This is a genomic window from Legionella sp. JM-2024, from assembly GCF_055389095.1.
Genome location: NZ_AP039388.1, coordinates 845,408 through 863,251 on the forward strand (window position 1 = coordinate 845,408; position 17,844 = coordinate 863,251).

The following is a 17,844-nucleotide window of genomic DNA, read 5'->3' on the forward strand; positions in this document are numbered from 1 at the left end:
AGAAAGCACTGTATTAGCTATTGAGTTTGATTTGGGGTATTAGTAGTTGCCCCACCACTGGGGTTGGGAGTGGTTGTCGTATCAGTTGGCGTTCCAGTATTGCTCTGGGTAGTGGTAGTTGTTGTGTCAACCTGTGCTCCATCTTGTGGATTGGATGGGGTTGTGGTTGTTGGAGTTGTGGTATTCGTAGAGGTATTGGTTTGTTGTAAAGTCGTAGCTGAGCGGGGCGTAGCAATCATTTGATTGATTCCTAAATCACCTGAGATTTTTCGTCCTACTGTTATGTTAACATTGAGTAACTGAGTTACTTTTTCCTTGTCGTTTTGATAGACAACTTGTAATGGCAAGGTTATTTTCCATTGATTTTCTAATGCTTCCGTAATTTGTGGTTGACCATCGAGTTGGCTGCTGACATGTAGCTTTTGAGATTTAATTGCATCAAGATTGCCTGATTTCTGCAAGGCGGAATTAAAACTTTGCCATCCTTGATCGGTAAAACAGGCTTGCAATTTTTGCAATTGGACATCAATAGTAGTTGGTTCAAAATCAAAGGCCTGAGTTGTTGCTTTCTCTGACCAGGTTAATATTAGAGATTGATCGATTGTTTTTGTTTCAGCCGAAATTTTGTAATTACAATCTATAACTGGTGCCGCTTGTTGAGTTGGTGCTTGTGATTGTGTCGGCTGATTTTGCTGATTGTTTTGAATGGCTTGTGTCGGCTGATTTTGCTGATTGTTTTGAATGGTTTGTGTCGGCTGATTTTGCTGATTGTTTTGAATGGCTTGTGTCGGCTGATTTTGCTGATTGTTTTGAATGGTTTGTGTCGGTTGATTTTGCTGATTGTTTTGAATGGTTGGTGTCGGTTGATTTTGTTGATTGTTTTGAATGGTTTGTGTCGGTTGTTGTCCTGTTGTCTGTACTGGCTGTTTAACCTGGTTTTGCTGTGAATTTTGTATGTTTTGATTGGTGGCAGGGACTTGGTTAGTAGATTCAGAAACTACATTTGTGCTGGTAGAACCTGGATTTTGTGTTGATGTCGCCTGCTGAGTTGCTTCAGAATTCGCTTGAGTAGTGATTAGAGTAAATAAAGCACCCCACAGCATAGTCTTCTTCATGAAATGTACTCCTCAATTAGTATCTAACAATTCTGCGATAATAAGCGCCGCTAGTCTAGCAGTTTTTTGTTCCGGATCGAGTGGCGGTGAAAGTTCTGCCATATCTAAACTTACTACTTTGCCACTTTGTATGAGGTATTTCAACAGAGGTAATATTTGCCAGGGGGAAAGACCTAGTGCCTGTGGGGCACTAACGCCTGGTGCATAGCATTCGGCAAGAACGTCAAGGCATATCGTTAAATAGATATGATCAAGATTGAGGATAAAATCATCAAGAAAAGCCATTTGCCAGGCTTGACTTTGTTCATAAAGATCCTCAGCGGATAGATAACTAATATTTAATTCCCTGGCTCTTTCAAAAAGAGATGGGGTGTTGCCAAATTTTTGTATTCCAATACAACAATAATGAAAGGGCATTTTGTTTTCTCTACAATAAGCAGCAATTTGAGAGAAAGGGGTTCCTGATGTACCTGGTTCACCTTTTTTATGTGGGCGTAAATCAAAATGAGCATCAAAATTGATAACCCCTAATTTAGGGTATAGTGTAGATAATCCCTGATAGTGTCCCCATGCTATTTCATGACCACCACCAAAGGCAAAGGTTTGATGGCCATTTTGATGACAAAAATGGATTATTTTTGCCAAATCAGATTGTGCTAATTCCAAATCATCATTTTGGCAAACAATATTACCAATATCGACATAAATCTTATTATTAGGACATGGTAGTTTAGCTAGTTGAGTTTTAATTTGATCAGGTCCTAGTTTTGCTCCTGTTCTGCCTAAGTTGCGTTTGATGCCTGTATCACTGGCAAATCCAATAAATATTGTTTTCTTGTCGTTTGTAATGAGTTCATTTTTATTTTCAATAAAAGAAATTTTTTGAAAAAAACGTTCTTGATTAATGGTATCTTCTCGGCCTTGCCAAAGTGAAGGGTTGGCCGGTTGATAGTTGCTTAAGTCTTCAAACATCCAATTCTCCTTTTAGGTACAGTACTTACACAAAACCCCAATCTTTTTGTTAAAAAATGTTTTTAATTCAGTCATTTAGTTTATCCAAGCTCCCTCATGAAAACATTTTTTACATCGATCTTGGAATTTTGCGTAAGTCCTAAGGTAAATTACTAAGAAACTCACAAAATGTGACTATATAGATATTTTTTCCACCCATGGTTTTGGAAGAAACTCTCAATAGAGCTGACTATTTCTTGTTTTTTCCAAAACCATGGAAGTAAAAAGTATATGCCTTAAAATATCGCATTTTGAAATATCTTGGTAAAGCTCAGTTTCCGGGAGAAATAACAAATTCTCAAGTGATTACTTCATTTTTTGCTTTAAAACAAAGCCCACAGGTTATGCAAGAGGTTCAATGTCTGATATGATTGCGCCTATTGCTTTCTAGTGGATGAGGGAATTGTGTATCTTATTACTGGTGGTGGTAGCGGTATAGGAAAAGCTCTTGCGCTTGCATTGGCAAAGCGTAATAAACCAGTATTCATTATTGGTCGCAGGGAAAATTTATTACAAGAAACAGCTTCGTTGTCTTCAAATATTGGTTATTTGTGTGCTGATGTCTCTACTTTTCAAGGCAGAGAGTTAATTAAATCCGGTTTGAACCATATTCCCCACATTCATGCCTTAATCAATAATGCAGGTACTTTAGAGCCGACAGTTCCATTAAAGGAAATATCTTTTGGTAATTGGCATCAGGCGTTAAATACTAATGTAGACCCAGCCCTTTTTTTGCCACAACTTCTATATGATAAATTATCAGGGGGGCGGGTGTTGAATGTTGGATCAGGTGCGGCGTATTTCCCTATCAAAGGTTGGGGTACGTATTGCGTATCCAAAGCCGCATTGGCCATGTTGACCCAATGCTGGCAGATTGAATCGGAGTCTATTGCATTTGCCAGTGTGATGCCAGGGATTATTGATACTCATATGCAGGCAATAGCAAGACAGGGACTTAATCTGGATATGGAGCAGGTGAATTTTTATCGACGCCTAAAAGAACATAATCGTCTGATATCACCTGAAACAGTGGCTGAATTTTTTATTTGGTTGTTATTGGATGTTGATAAAAAAACTTATGTATCTAAGGAATGGGATATATATGATACCACCCACCATTCTGCTTGGTTAAAACCACCTCATCAAGTTCTTCATTGGGATTTTTAATGTTTGCCTGTGATAAATTATTGCTAAATGCTACTACTATTAATGCCTCTGGCTTACAACTTTTTGACCAGGCTATTGCTATCAGAAAAGGGAGAATTGTATGGTGTGGGCCTGGGCAAGATTTACCATCTGGCTTTAATGAAAATGCCAAATCCAAGAAAGATTGTCGAGGACAACTCATTACACCGGGATTAATTGATTGTCATACCCATTTGGTTTATGCAGGTAATAGGGCGGCTGAATTTCGATTAAAATTGGAGGGAGTCAGTTATACTGATATTGCTAAATCCGGGGGAGGCATCTTATCAACGGTACAAATGACTCGAGAGGCTTCGGAAGAAGTATTGATTGAGCAATCCCTGCCAAGAATTCTTGCTCTAAAAAATGAAGGGGTAACTACCGTCGAAATTAAGTCAGGTTATGGCCTTGATTTGCAAAACGAATTGAAGATGCTTAGAGTTGCGAGGCAACTAGGAGTGATGTCCGGATTAAGGATAAAAACCACTTTTCTGGGGGCTCATGCGATAGGCCCTGAATTTAAGGGAGATAGTCAGGCTTACATCGATTTTGTTTGCAAAGAGATGTTGCCTGCTGCTAGAGAACTGGACTTGGCCGATGCCGTGGATGTTTTTTGTGAATCCATAGCATTTACTTTAAAACAAACAGAACAAGTTTTTCAAGTCGCTAAGGATTTGGGCTTACCTGTAAAATGTCATGCAGAACAGTTATCCAACATGGGCGCCAGCGCATTAGCTGCTCAATACGGGGCGTTATCTTGTGATCACCTGGAGTTTTTGGATGAAAAGGGCGCTTTGACTATGGCGAAAGCCAATACTGTAGCTGTTTTACTACCAGGCGCTTTCTATTTTCTTAAAGAAAAGCAAAAACCACCCATTGATTTGTTACGTCAAGCAGGTGTTGGTATGGCGATTGCTACTGATTCAAACCCGGGTTCTTCACCAACAACGTCGTTATTATTAATGATGAGCATGGCTTGCCAATTTTTTTCGATGTCTATTCCAGAAGTCTTATCGGCTGTGACATACCAGGCGTCGAGGGCTTTGGGGCTTGAAAAGGAAGTTGGAAGCATTGAGATAGGTCAGATGGCTGATTTGATTTTATGGTCTGTAAAAGATAGTGCGGCACTATGTTATTATTTTGCGTATCCATTACCGCACCAAACTATGGTGGCTGGAGAATGGATATCCTGAAAGGATATTTTATCGGAGGTAAAAGATGCTTATACGATTGAATTTAATGAATAAAATTGGTCTGGCATTTAGTATTTTATGTTATTCATTGATTGCTACAGCGGTTACAACGGAAGTCATTAAAAATGAAACTGCGGATTATATATTAGATATTAAATATCCTCAGGGATTGCCAACTAATGGAGTAAATCAGACGGTAAAGGAATTTATTACTAATCAGCAAAAGAGTTTTATGAATGAATTATCAGAGGATGCGGATACCCCAGCCGATGCTCCTGGTAAAACTGGCTTAACTATTACCTATACAATTCCTTATCAATCAACAAATGCATTGAGTGTTTGGTTTAATGTTTCCATTTATCATCGAGGTGCAGCACATCCTTCCAATTCAGTAGCGATTTTGAATTTTATTAAGGGGAAACCTGTGCAGTTAGCCGATTTGTTCGTTTCAGGTGCGGATTATTTACAACCAATCTCTAAGCTCGCCGAAAAAGAAATGACTGAAAAAAAGATTTCAGACGAAAACTGGATCAAGGATGGTACTAAGCCTACTGTGGAAAATTATAGTATTTGGCATTTCACTAAAAATGGAATCGCTATCGTATTTAACACTTATCAAGTAGCAGCCTACGTTTATGGTGAGCAAACAGTGAATGTTCCATTATCACTGATTTCTTCTATGGTTAAACCTGAAATTTCCAAAGCAGTGTGGGGTAATTAATGTCTGATACCCCTTTTATTCCAGCTAATGCAAAAGTAGCTGAATTAACTTTAAGAGTCATTCTATTAGCAATAATTTTGACTGTGTTATTGGCAATGTCAAATGCCTATCTGGCTTTAAAGCTAGGAATACTAACCTCGGCCTCCATTCCAGCAGCCATCATTTCCATGGGAATTCTGAGATTTTTCAAGAACTCGACTATTCTTGAAAATAATGCAGTTCAAACAGCAGCCTCAGCCGGTGAGGCGGTCGCAGGGGGCATTGTTTATACTATACCTGCTCTCATTATCATTGGTTTTTGGAATCACTTTGATTACATCACTAACTTTTTTATTGCAGTTTGTGGTGGGATCTTGGGTGTTCTGTTTTCTATTCCTTTGCGGCGTATTTTAGTGAACGATGAAACACTCAAATTTCCTGAAGGAAGAGCTATTGCAGAAGTATTGAAATCCTCAGCCGATAAGGTGGGTATTAAAGACATATTTCTTGGTGGTGTTGTAGGTGGATTTATTGAGTTATTGCAAGTTGGATTCAAGTTAATTGCTAACAGCTGGGGTTATTGGTTTGTCGTCAAGCGATCGCTTTTCGGGTTAGGTGCTGGTTTCTCAGCAACCATGATTGGTGCTGGATACCTGGTTGGCCATGATATGGCAATTAGTATTTTTCTGGGAGCAGTTATTTCATGGTTGGTTGCTTTGCCCATAGTTAGTCAATTTTATCCTGAATTTTTAAATCAATATCCAGCAGAGCAAGCTGCTACCTTATTATGGAATAGCGAAATGCGCTATTTGGGAATAGGAGCTATGCTGTTTGCTGGTATTTGGACCTTTATAAAATTAGTGAAGCCATTAGCCAGAAGTGTTAGAACATCATTCAGGTCTTACATCTCCAAGAGCAGGACTGGAGAGCAATTTCCACGTACTGAGAAAGATATTCCTATGCCATTTATACTAATGGGTATTGGATTAATGGCAGGAATAATGTTTTTGTTTTTTCAAGTTATTTTTCCATTAGGGCAAGTTGGTTTAGAGAATGATTATTCACCAACCATAGTATTTTTGGGCGTGATTTATGTTTTAGTCATAGGTTTTTTATTCTCAGTAATTACAGCTTATTTTTCCGGAATGGTAGGTGTGACTGCAAGTCCGGGAAGTTCAGTAGTTATTTCGGGTATGCTTTTTGCGGCATGGTTATTGGTTTCTGCAATTAACCATTTATTACCTCTTCCTTTAAGCCTGCAACAAATTCAGGCAGCAGAAGCTATTACGATTATCATTGGCGCAGTGGTGACGGGTATAGCGGCCATAGCTAATGACAATACTCAGGATCTAAAGGTAGGGCAATTAGTCGGCGCAACTCCATGGAAACAAGAGGTCATGTTGTTAGTGGGGGTCATTATTTCTGCGTTGGTCATTCCTCCAGTAATGCAGATTCTGTTTAATGTCTATGGTATCGCAGGGGTAATGCCGCGTGCGGGTATGGATGTGGCGCAATCGTTGCCTGCCCCAACGGCTGCATTAATGGCTGCTATTACTGAAGCAGTGTTTAGAAACTCATTACCTTGGAATATGATGCTGGCTGGAGCCTGTATTATTTTACTGGCTATTTTTCTCAATCGAATTTTAAATATAAAGCGCTTTCTTAATTTATCAATTTTAGGTATTGCAATTGGCATGTATTTACCTCTTTCTTCCTCCTTTCCTTTGTTTATTGGAGGAATGATTGCGTTATTTGTTCAAAAACGTTTAGGGCGAGTGAAAATTACATCGGAAGAATCTATAATTAGGAAACAAAAAGGTACTCTTATTGCCTGTGGTTTAGTGGCAGGATCAGCGATCATGGATGTGTTACTGGCTATACCATTTTCTATTTTTCATAGTCCAGATGCATTACAATTGGTTGGATCTTCGTGGAAACATTATGGCGTATATTTAGGTGTGGTTTCTACTATTCTTCTAGCATGGTGGATAAATCGTCGCGTATGTAGAAGTAAAATCTGAGTTAATTGATTAATCATTTCTGACGATTTTATTTATTGTAGGTCAGTGTCGTGTGGACTGGGACGAGCTTACGCCCTATTAAAGTCAATAATAGGATGCAAAATCCCAATCTCTTTGTTAAAAAATGTTTTTAATTCGTCATTTAGTTTAAACTCCCTCATTAAAAACATTTTTTGCCTCGATCTTGGAATTTTGCCTAAATCCTAAATAATTTAGTTCATATCCGCTCCCTTACGGTCACGGCTCGGTTGATATTATAATCCGAGCCGTGACCGTAAGGGAGCGGACAGATGAAACACATTTTAATAAACTCTTATATTATCCTATTGTCTCTTTATTGAATTCCAAACCACCCACCAGTATCGCCACCAGCCCAACAGCTGTTATTGCTGCAAGAGGGAATTTTTTCAGAACAAAGTTGCTTGAATTGGTATGATGCACTAATGTCTTGATTCTTATAACCATCAGGCTGACAAATTCGAGCCTCGTATTCGCCTTTAACTCGTATTTGTCCCATGACTGAGATTGTCGCAGAAATGGCATAGGCACCACTATTATGAGAATAACAAGCAATATAGCATCCTGGATAATCCGTGTAGCTGTTGTCGGTAGGTAAGAGTACTTTTTTTGCTCCAGGATAAGGATGATTGATAACCCCAGAACCTTCAATGACATAAACTGGAAAAGGTGAAGGCAGTAACTCTTTATTGGGGTTTTGAATATTCGCAGGCATTTCAATAGCAAAAGAACTTGAGATAAATAAAAGATTCGGGATAATCCATAATATCTTTTTCATTACTACTTCCTCCAAACAGCCCATTTATAAAAAACATGACGTGATTTGTATATGGGGCCTATGATATATAGATTATAGGCTATTTCCATTGGAGGGTTTCAGAAACCAATTTTTACCTTCAACGAAGCGTGCAATCATCATGCTGCAAGCGCTGTTGCATGTTACATTGACCATTGTGGCTATGGGATCAATGATAATGCTAATGGCAGCTACCGCAATTAAAACAGAGGGAGGAAACCCATAAACTGACAGAATTAACAACTCTCCAAGCATACCTCCGCTTGGTATGGCTCCCATAACTGTACCAACTAAAAGGGAAACACCCAGTGCTGTAAAAAGGACCGGCAGGCTGGTAAAAGGTAAATGGAATATTCCGAATAAAAAGGCAATTTTAAAAACCCCACCTATTACTGATCCATCTTTGTGAATTATAGAACCTAAAGGAATTGTGGTTTCATAAATTTCGGGAGGAACACGCATGGCTTTTGTTGCCATCAAATTAGCAGGGATGCTGGCAGCACTACTGCATGTTGCGATTGAAGTAACCACAGGAAGGAAGATATTTTTCCAAAATAGCCGGATGCCTTGAGATTTTCCAGCCAAATAAGCATATCCTGTTAAAGCAAGAAAGAAGTAGACCACTGAAGCAGAATAATAGAGTATGGCGATGCGTAGATAACTCTCCAATAATTTAGGTCCGATTTCACTGACTATGACTGCAAAATAGGCAAAAAAACCGATAGGAGCATAATACATAATCAGGCGAAACACATACATGAATATCTCTTCACCTGCTTTTAAGAAGGAATTAAAAATAGCCCCTTTGTCTTTGGAATGGGCCGCAGCTAATCCTACTAATATTGAAAATAGGATTAATGCCAGAATATGTTCATGTGAGAATAACTTTGAAAAATCAGAAACTGTAAAAATGTCTATAAATTGATTAGAGATATTGATGGAGGAAAGCTGCTTGGATGTTTCCAAGGGCAAAGACATATCTTGCGCAGGAGGAAAAAGCTGTACAATAAAAATGGCATAAAGAGCAGCTATTACGCCTGTGAATAGGAACACAACTGCCATAGAGTAAAATATTTTACCCAGCTTTCCAAAAGAGCCGGTTCTTGCAATGGCGGAGGATACACTGAAAAAAATAAGAGGTACGATAGTAGTAAAAATCAAATTAAGGAAAATATCACCAAATGGTTTTAACCACGCAACATTTTGATTGAAAACATATCCAGATAATCCCCCAAGTAGAATAGACAAAAGTAAAATGATGGGAAAAATATAGGATTTAAGAGTGTTAAATTGAGTTGTCACTGGAAGACATCCTTTCTTTAAAATAATGGTAATTGTTTACGCTGTCCGCTCCTTTACAGGCTCGGCTCGGATTATGATTTAAACCGAGCCGCACTTTTGAATGAGTGCCTTCTTAGAGATAATTTATTTGATTATCCATTAGAATGTGAGTTCTAACTCATTTAATCACAATGATTCAATCCTGATTTTATGTTGTAATAGCTTTTCTTTGGCCAATTGAGCCTGGGCTAATTTTTCTTTCTCTTTGGCAATGATTTCATCAGGAGCTTTATCAGTGAATTTAGGATTATTTAACTTTCCTTGAGCAAGATCAATATCTTTATCCAGTTTCGCAAGTTCTTTATTCAGTCTTGATAATTCTGCTTCTTTATCAATCAAATCCGCCATTGGAATCAGTAATTCTATTTCACCTAATACGGCGGTTGCCGAAACCGGGATTTTTTCATCTGAACTTAAATAATTGATGTTATTTATCTTACCAAGAGTCTTTAGGAGCTTTTCATATTTTACAAGGCGCTCCTTAAGTAAAGGAGTAATATTACGTATATGTAATGGTATTAGTTTGGCAGGAGAAATGGACATTTCACTACGTATGGTGCGTAGAGCCTGAATTGCTGATTTTAGCCAATCCAATTCGTCCTCTATTGAGGGATTTATGAACTCTTCATTGACCTTGGGATAAGTGCTTAGCATAATACTGATCCCATTTTCACTGGTAAATTTTGTGGTCCTTTGCCAAATTTCTTCGGTAATAAATGGCATCAAAGGATGAAGTAGCTTTAATATTTGATCCAGAACATGAATTAGCGTTCTTCGCGTGCCTCTTTTCATGGCACTTAAAGCTTGTTCATCTTGTAGTATGGGCTTGGATAGTTCCAGATACCAGTCGCAGTATTCATGCCAGACAAATTCATAAAGTGTGTTTGCCAACAGATCAAACCGGTAAGTTTCAAAATAATGATGTACTTTACTAATTGTATTTTGTAGACGGGATAATATCCATTGATCCGCTGGGCTGTATTGAAAGGCCCCGTCTCCAAAGTCAACCTGCTCTTCATCAGTATTTAATAAAACGTAACGAGCAGCATTCCATAATTTATTGCAAAAATTTCTATATCCTTCGACTCGTCCTACATCAAAACGTACGTTACGTCCAGTTGATGCTAGAGAACAATAAGTAAATCGTAATGCGTCTGTCCCATAAGCGCTGATTCCTTCAGGAAACTCTTTGCGGGTTGCTTTTATAATTTTATCGCGAACTGAGTTTAACATAAGATTAGAAGTTCGTTTGGCTATTAAAGAGTCAAGATCAATTCCATCAACAATATCCAGAGGATCCAATACATTGCCTTTGGATTTTGACATCTTGTGGCCTTCGCTGTCACGAATCAAACCCGTTATAAACACTTCCTTAAAAGGAATTTTTCCAGTGAATTTTAAGCCCATCATGATCATACGGGCAACCCAGAAAAATATAATATCAAATCCGGTTACCAATACAGAGGTAGGATAAAATTGTTCCAGCTCAGGGGTACGTTCTGGCCAACCTAATGTTGAAAAGGGCCATAAGGCTGATGAAAACCAAGTGTCCAAAACATCTTCATCTTGTTTTAGAGGCGTAGACTCTTCAATCTTATGTTTAAAACGGACGTCGTTTTCACTATAACCTACATAAATATTACCGTGATTATCATACCATGCAGGAATTCTATGCCCCCACCAAAGTTGGCGGCTGATACACCAGTCTTCAATATTATCCATCCATTGGAAATAGGTTTTATCCCAACTTTCAGGAATAAAGCGAATGTCTCCTTTTTTTACGGCTGCAATGGCAGGCTCAGCCAGTGGCTTGGTTTTAACATACCATTGATCAGTCAATAAGGGCTCAATAATAACATTGGATTTTTCACCTCTGGGTATTTTTAATTTATGAGGATCTGTTTTAATCAGAAAACCTTCATTTTCCAAATCCTTAATGATTTGATCTCTGGCAACAAATCTATCCATGCCTTGATATTTTAAAGGGGCATTTTTGTTAATGGTTGCTTTTTTAGTGAATATATTAATCTGTGGTAATTGATGACGTTTTCCCACTTCATGATCGTTAAAATCATGAGCCGGGGTGATTTTAACGCACCCGCTCCCAAATTCTTTATCAACATACTCGTCTGCAATTACAGGTATTGTTCTGTCGCATAGAGGGAGTTGAACTTGTTTTCCTATTAGGTGTTTAAAGCGTGAATCATCAGGATGAACTGCTACAGCAGAATCCCCAAGCAAGGTTTCAGGACGTGTTGTAGCGACTACCAAAAACTCTTTAGAGTCAACAACTGGATAACGAATGTGCCAAAGAAATCCATCTTCTTCTTCGGACAGCACCTCAAGATCTGAAACGGCGGTACCTAATTTGGGGTCCCAGTTCACCAGGCGAGTACCACGATAAATCAAACCTTCTTCATAAAGTTGTACAAACACTTTTTGTACAGCTGCAGATAATCCTTCGTCCATGGTGAAACGTTCTCGACTCCAATCCACCGAAGCACCTAAACGTCTCATTTGTTGAGTTATGGTATTACCTGATTCATTTTTCCATTCCCACACTTTATCCAGAAATTGTTCACGAGTCAGATCTTTCCTTAAAATTCCTTCTGCTTCTAATTGGCGTTCTACAACAAGTTGAGTTGAGATGCCAGCATGATCAGTACCTGGTTGCCATAAAGTCTTATCACCAAGCATACGGTGGTATCTGGTTAAAGCATCCATAATAGTATGTTGAAATCCATGACCCATATGGAGGCTCCCAGTAACATTGGGAGGCGGCAGCATAATACAAAATCGTTTACCTTCACCACGGGGTTGAAAGTAATGATGACTTTCCCACTTCTTATAAATTGATTGTTCTATTGCTTCGGGAGAATAGGTTTTATCCATCATTGTAAAGCCTGTACTGGTAAAAACTTAGAATTTTATCATAGAGTACGGGAATTTAGCCATTTTTAAAAAAGTGAAATTATCCTGGAAAAAGCAGTACAAGGCATGGCAAGTGCAGTAGCTTTGAATCGCTTTTTCTATGATTATGCTATTTCGGCTGGTTCACTGGGCTTAGGTCTATGATCTTCAGCTATATAAGTGTACATAGTAGGTACCACAAACAGTGTAAAGCATGTCCCAATTAATAATCCTGAAGAGATAACTAATCCTATATCAAATCGACTTACTGCTCCTGCCCCACTTGCAATAAGCAGAGGTATTACTCCAAATACCATAGCTGCCGTAGTCATTAATATAGGTCGCAATCGGATGGCAGCAGCCTCCTCAACGGCAGTGCGTTTATCAAGATTTTTTTCGCGCTGTAAGTGGTTGGCAAAATCTACTATCAATATTCCATGCTTACTGATGAGCCCAATTAAAGTGATTAAACCAACTTGAGTATAAATGTTAATTGTAGCGAGTCCTAAATTAAGGGGAATCAGGGCTCCACATATGGACATCGGTACACTAATTAGAACAATTAATGGGTCGCGAAAACTCTCATATTGGGCTGCAAGCACTAAAAAGATAACAATAATTGCAAACAGGAATGCAAAAACCAGGGCACTACCTTCTTGTATAAATTGTCTGGATTCACCTCCATAATCATAAGTAAATCCTTTGGGTAGAACTTCTGCTGCGGCTCGTTGCAAAAATTCCAATCCTTGCCCTAGTGTTTTACCAGGCATCATAACCGCCTGAATAGTTGCGGAGTTCAATTGTTGGAAATGAGTTGCCGCATTTGGTTGTGTTTTTTCCACAGGGGTTACTACTGTTGATAATGGAACCATTTTTCCGTTTAATGTTTTAACATAAATTTGACCCAGTTGCTCTGGGGTAAGGCGAAATTTACGTGAAAGTTGGGGTATTACCTGATAACTCCTGCCCTCCAGATTAAAATAATTGATGTAATTGCCAGAAAGAGCGCTGGTTAAACTGCTTCCGATATCTCGCATATCCAAGCCCATTTCCGATGCTTTAGCGCGGTTAATGTCAAATTCAATCTGTGGTTGGTTGAATTTAAGAGAGTTATCTATATAAATAAATAGGCCGCTGTTTTTTGCTTTTTCTGCTAATTTATTAGATACGTCCATTAAGCTTTGGAAATCATTGGTTGTTGTAACAACAAATTGCACGGGAGTACCACCACCGCCGCCTGGAAGTGGGGGAGGGACAACAGCAAAGGTTTTGAGTCCAGCAATTTGAGATAATTTATTCTGTAAAGGTTCTTTTAAAGCAAATTGACTTTTTTTCCTTTCATCCCAAGGTTTTAGAACCATTCCAGAAATGGGTTGACTCATGTTAACGGTAAAATAGTTTTCTGTTTCTGGAAAACTTTTATAAATAGAATCAAAGGGTTTTGTAAACGCCTCTATATAATTTAATGTCGCATATTGCGGCGCATTGGCTATCACAAAAAAGAACCCTTGATCTTCATCTGGCGCTGTTTCGGCAGCAGTATTAGTGTATAAATAAGGTAACATTAAAATAACTACTGCTGCGAATAGAAGTATAATCTCTCGTGTGTTTAATAAATTGTGAAGTGTATTTTTGTATATATTTTTAAGTTTGTTAAAAAAATCATCGAGAAAAAGAGAGAATTTTCCACTACTGGCTTCTATAGATAAAACTTTGGAACACATCATGGGAGAAAGCGTTAGGGCGATGACTCCCGAAATAATAACTGCGCAGGCTAATGTAAAAGCAAACTCCTTGAATAAGGCACCTGTTAAGCCACCCATAAATCCTATCGGTGCATAGACAGCTGCTAGAGTAATGGTCATTGCAATAACTGGGGTTGCTATTTCTCTCGCACCTATCATTGCGGCTTCAAATGGAGTTTTTCCTTCCTCCAAGTGTCGATGAACGTTTTCTACCACGACAATAGCATCATCCACTACTAATCCAATAGCTAATACAAAAGCAAGAAGGGTAAGCAGGTTAATACTATAGCCAAGCATGAGCATCAAAGTACAAACGCCAATCAATGATAGTGGAATGGTAACTATCGGAATAAAAACCGAGCGAATAGATCCTAGAAATAAAAAGATAACAATAATAACAATCACCGCAGCTTCAACGATTGTTTCTATTACTTCATGAATGGAAGCTCGAATAAAGGCAGTTGCATCGTAAACTATGGTACCTGTTAAGGACGGTGGAAATTCTTTGACAATTGAAGGGAATAGTTTTCTTGCCTCATTAATTACTGTAAGCGGGTTTGCTGTTGGTGTTGGAGTAATTGATATAAATACAGCTTTTTTACCATTGAAAGTCACTGAGCTATCATAATTTTGAGAACCTAATTCTATTTTGGCAATATCTCGTAACCTTATTATTGAGCCTTTATCACTTTTGACGATAAGTTTTTCGAATCCTTCAACATTATTCAAGTCAGTTTTAGCAGTCAAATTAATTGCTACATATTCACTTTTGGTACTTCCAGCCGCAGTCAGGAAATTATTGCTCGCTAAAACGGTTGATACGTCAGAAGGAGTGACATTAAGAGCAGCCATTTTAATTGGATTCATAAATATCCGCATGGAGTAGGTTTGACCTCCTAAAATATCGGCTTTTGCAACACCTGCGACGGTTTGAAGTTGTGGTTGAACTACTCGAGTGGCGTAATCAGTAATTTGTTGTGGAGTCATATCCTTACTGTCTAAACTAATGTACATCAATGCCGTTGACGAGTCTGATTTTTTTAAGATGACTGGTTGTTGTGACTCCCTGGGCAATTGGTTGAGAGTTTGTTGTACTTTACTCATGACATCAGTAAAAGCGATCTGGGGATCGAAGTTTAATTTTATATTTAAGGTAATTGTACTCAGTCCCTGGGCGCTGGAAGAGGTCATGTAATCTATTCCCTCAGCACTGGCAACCGCACTTTCAAGTGGAGTTGTGATAAATCCTGCTATGAGTTCAGCATCAGCACCAGGATAACTGGTCATAACAGTTATGACAGTATTATCCATTCTGGGATATTGACGAATTTGCATTTTATATATGGAATTTATCCCGAATAAAAAAATCAGCAGACTTACCACTATGGAAAGAACTGGGCGTTTGATAAATAGATCTGTGAATTTCATAAGTTATCCTGCTAAAAAACTGACGATGATCCAAATTGTGAATAAAAAACAATTGAGCTTATTATTTGGGCACGTTGATATCTTAAAGAATTTTAAAAACCGAATTATCAACACGGTCTATTGCCCTATCTTATTTGGCTCACTGTCAGAATCAAGATTAACACTGTTGTTAATAACAATAGGTGTTCCATTTTGTAATTTTAAGTCACCGGTACTTACAACCAATTGACCTGCCTTAATGCCTGACTTGATGACTGTATAATTTCCTTGTTGTTCCCCAGTAGTGACGAAAATCCGGTTTACAACCAATTGATCAGTGCCATCCTTATTTTTCTTGCCCTCTTTGTTTTTTTCAATGATATAGACAGCATTTCCATAGAGACTATAAGAAATTGCTGTGGATGGTACTATAATCGTGTTCGGTTCGGCAGGCTGGTCCACTTCAATAGAGGAAAACATACCGGGTATAAAGACAAAGTTCTTTATTTTATTTTGCTTGTTCAATTCTGAATTGCAGCTGACACTGAGTTTATCTCCTCTAATTTGTTTACGTGTTTTGATAAGAGGTGATTTGGTTGGGTCTTTAATTGCATCAGCAGGACAGTTTGGCAAAATGGCCTGAACTTGAACGTTATGAGTGGTTAAATCGACTTTAGAGTTGATTGCAGAAATAGTTCCTTCAAAAAGAATATTAGGGAATTCCTCTACGCTGAAGGTGATAGGTTGATTCACATGAACCCTCTTATAATATTGCTCAGGTAAATAAAACTCTAGATAGAGTGGGTCTAGTGATTGTAAAGAGACGATGGAGGTTTGGCCTGGTGTGACGTATTGACCCAGGTTGACCTGGCGAATACCAAGGCGACCAGAGAAGGGGGCTCCTATATGTTTTTGTTGAATTTGAGCCTGAATTTGTTCTACTTTTGCTTGTGCCTGTTGCAAGTTCGCTTTGGCTTCGTCAACACTGGAGCTTGGGGTAGCGCCGCGTTTAAATAAATCAGCTTGCCGTTTATAACTAAGCTCTTTCAGAGTTAATTCGGACTGGTTAAATTTAAGCAAGGCTTGATCAATGCTGTCATCAATAGTGATTAATGGCTCATCTTTTTCTACGTATTGACCTGACTCAAAATGAATTTTAACGACATTACCCGATGCCTCGGAGTTCACATCTACTCCATTGATTGCAACGAAATTGCCTACAGCATCAATGGTTGGCTTCCAATCCACTGATTGTGCAACTGCAGACGAAACAGTAACGGCAGGAGGTTCATAACTGGCGAAGAATTGTTTAATCATAAATGCCTTAATTAGATTAAAAGCAATGATTCCACCGAAAACAACCAATAAGGTTATCCCCATGATAGTCAATCGCTTATTCATTTTCTTCCCCTGTTAATACTCAAAAAAATTATAATTATTCAGCACAGTTCACCGAAAAGCCGCATTTGGTGCTCAAGCTACACTCAAGTCTGGCTTCTCACCAGGATTTTAAAGGCGGTGAAGAGATGCAAAAAAAATTAGTTTACAGGACTTACGAAAAACGCCAAGGTCGAGGCAAAAAAATTTTTAATGAGGGAGTTTAAATAAACTAAATGGCCGAATTAAAAACCTTTTTGATGAAGAGATTGGAGTCTTTCGTAAGTCCTGTTTATCAAATATAACATAAACATATACTTTATCACCTTATTGTTTATGAATACTTACAGGGTAAAATCATATTTTGTCTACAATATAAACAAAACGATGTCATCCTGAGCTGACTTATACCTACGAATTTTAGAATGAAATTATCGCGAAACCGTTCAGGCTGAGCACTGAGGAGGAGCGCAATTTCCTGATTATTAGTGCCGCGATTATTAACAGAATGGACTTGTGAAGAAGGCTTGTTTTATGGGTACAAAAAAATCCTATTGACTAAATTGGATACTCTGATACTATGCGACTTCCATCTTACTAAGGGGAAGCACATGAAGTTAAAATCATTGTTATTTGTTGTATGTTTCAGTTTATTCTCTAATGTTTTCGCTGCCAATCTTCATTTACATCCTAAAGCTGATAATGCAGACAAGAAATCAATACAAAAAAGCGTAACCTATCCTGGTTATTGTCAAATTGAAATCATTAATCAAAGCTTCACAGACGTTCGTGTATTCGGTACTTTTGACGATGGCTCAACGTTGGATTTTAATATTTATCGCTATGAGTCACCTCATTATATAAGCCTCTTTTATAATTTCTATTGCCATAGTGGTATGTACATTACTATCCAATCTCCTTATTACACTATTTATTCCGGTTGGACAAATGTTAACAGCACCATCCGAGTTGTTCCTTACTTGAAAGAAGCTAAAGCTGAATTATCCACCAGATAATTCATGAAA

The 17,844-nt window shown here is 38.3% G+C and carries 12 protein-coding genes; 5 read left to right on the plus strand and 7 right to left on the minus strand.

The annotated features are described in order from the left end of the window. Window positions 1–17: 17 nt before the first annotated feature. Together ACZ5EK_RS03705 and hutG are read right to left on the minus strand one after the other, a co-directional pair. Window positions 18–1,115, minus strand: a complete 1,098-nt coding sequence (locus ACZ5EK_RS03705) for a DotI/IcmL family type IV secretion protein (RefSeq protein ID WP_464431460.1) — start codon at window positions 1,113–1,115, stop codon at window positions 18–20. A 12-nt stretch (window positions 1,116–1,127) separates the two neighbouring features. After that, on the minus strand, window positions 1,128–2,087 hold the full coding sequence (gene hutG / locus ACZ5EK_RS03710) for a formimidoylglutamase (RefSeq protein WP_464431461.1): 960 nt from the start codon (window positions 2,085–2,087) through the stop codon (window positions 1,128–1,130). A gap of 444 nt (window positions 2,088–2,531) precedes the next feature. On the opposite strand from hutG, the gene ACZ5EK_RS03715 reads away from it, so the two are divergent. Genes ACZ5EK_RS03715 through ACZ5EK_RS03730 form a run of 4 tightly spaced genes read left to right on the plus strand, consistent with a single transcriptional unit; the run spans window position 2,532 to window position 7,225 of the window. Then, a complete protein-coding gene (locus ACZ5EK_RS03715) occupies window positions 2,532–3,293 on the plus strand; it encodes an SDR family NAD(P)-dependent oxidoreductase (RefSeq protein WP_464431462.1) in 762 nt (253 codons plus the stop codon). Then, window positions 3,293–4,504 (plus strand): imidazolonepropionase, encoded by a 1,212-nt coding sequence (hutI, locus tag ACZ5EK_RS03720; protein ID WP_464431463.1) that lies wholly within the window; start codon window positions 3,293–3,295, stop codon window positions 4,502–4,504. The genes ACZ5EK_RS03715 and hutI overlap by 1 nt, the downstream gene beginning before the upstream one ends. 25 nt (window positions 4,505–4,529) lie before the next feature. Further along, a complete protein-coding gene (locus ACZ5EK_RS03725; protein ID WP_464431464.1) occupies window positions 4,530–5,225 on the plus strand; it encodes a DUF3298 and DUF4163 domain-containing protein in 696 nt (231 codons plus the stop codon). Further along, on the plus strand, window positions 5,225–7,225 hold the full coding sequence (locus ACZ5EK_RS03730; RefSeq protein WP_464431465.1) for an OPT family oligopeptide transporter: 2,001 nt from the start codon (window positions 5,225–5,227) through the stop codon (window positions 7,223–7,225). Before ACZ5EK_RS03725 ends, ACZ5EK_RS03730 begins: the two co-directional genes overlap by 1 nt. A gap of 334 nt (window positions 7,226–7,559) precedes the next feature. Here ACZ5EK_RS03730 and ACZ5EK_RS03735 read toward each other — a convergent pair whose 3' ends face one another. The 5 genes from ACZ5EK_RS03735 to ACZ5EK_RS03755 form a co-directional block, all read right to left on the minus strand. Next, complete coding sequence (locus ACZ5EK_RS03735) at window positions 7,560–8,021, minus strand: hypothetical protein (protein ID WP_464431466.1); 462 nt, start codon at window positions 8,019–8,021, stop codon at window positions 7,560–7,562. Between the two features lie 72 nt (window positions 8,022–8,093). Further along, on the minus strand, window positions 8,094–9,341 hold the full coding sequence (locus ACZ5EK_RS03740; protein ID WP_464431467.1) for a dicarboxylate/amino acid:cation symporter: 1,248 nt from the start codon (window positions 9,339–9,341) through the stop codon (window positions 8,094–8,096). A 165-nt stretch (window positions 9,342–9,506) separates the two neighbouring features. Further along, window positions 9,507–12,272 carry a valine--tRNA ligase gene (locus ACZ5EK_RS03745; protein WP_464432451.1) on the minus strand — a complete coding sequence of 922 codons (2,766 nt, stop codon included), beginning with the start codon at window positions 12,270–12,272 and terminating at the stop codon, window positions 9,507–9,509. A gap of 143 nt (window positions 12,273–12,415) precedes the next feature. Further along, window positions 12,416–15,463 carry an efflux RND transporter permease subunit gene (locus ACZ5EK_RS03750; RefSeq protein WP_464431468.1) on the minus strand — a complete coding sequence of 1,016 codons (3,048 nt, stop codon included), beginning with the start codon at window positions 15,461–15,463 and terminating at the stop codon, window positions 12,416–12,418. A 117-nt stretch (window positions 15,464–15,580) separates the two neighbouring features. Beyond that, window positions 15,581–16,843 carry an efflux RND transporter periplasmic adaptor subunit gene (locus ACZ5EK_RS03755; protein ID WP_464431469.1) on the minus strand — a complete coding sequence of 421 codons (1,263 nt, stop codon included), beginning with the start codon at window positions 16,841–16,843 and terminating at the stop codon, window positions 15,581–15,583. 587 nt (window positions 16,844–17,430) lie between these two features. On the opposite strand from ACZ5EK_RS03755, the gene ACZ5EK_RS03760 reads away from it, so the two are divergent. Then, window positions 17,431–17,835: a hypothetical protein gene (locus ACZ5EK_RS03760; RefSeq protein WP_464426612.1), complete on the plus strand. Its 405-nt coding sequence runs from the start codon at window positions 17,431–17,433 to the stop codon at window positions 17,833–17,835. The last annotated feature ends 9 nt before the right edge of the window (window positions 17,836–17,844 follow it).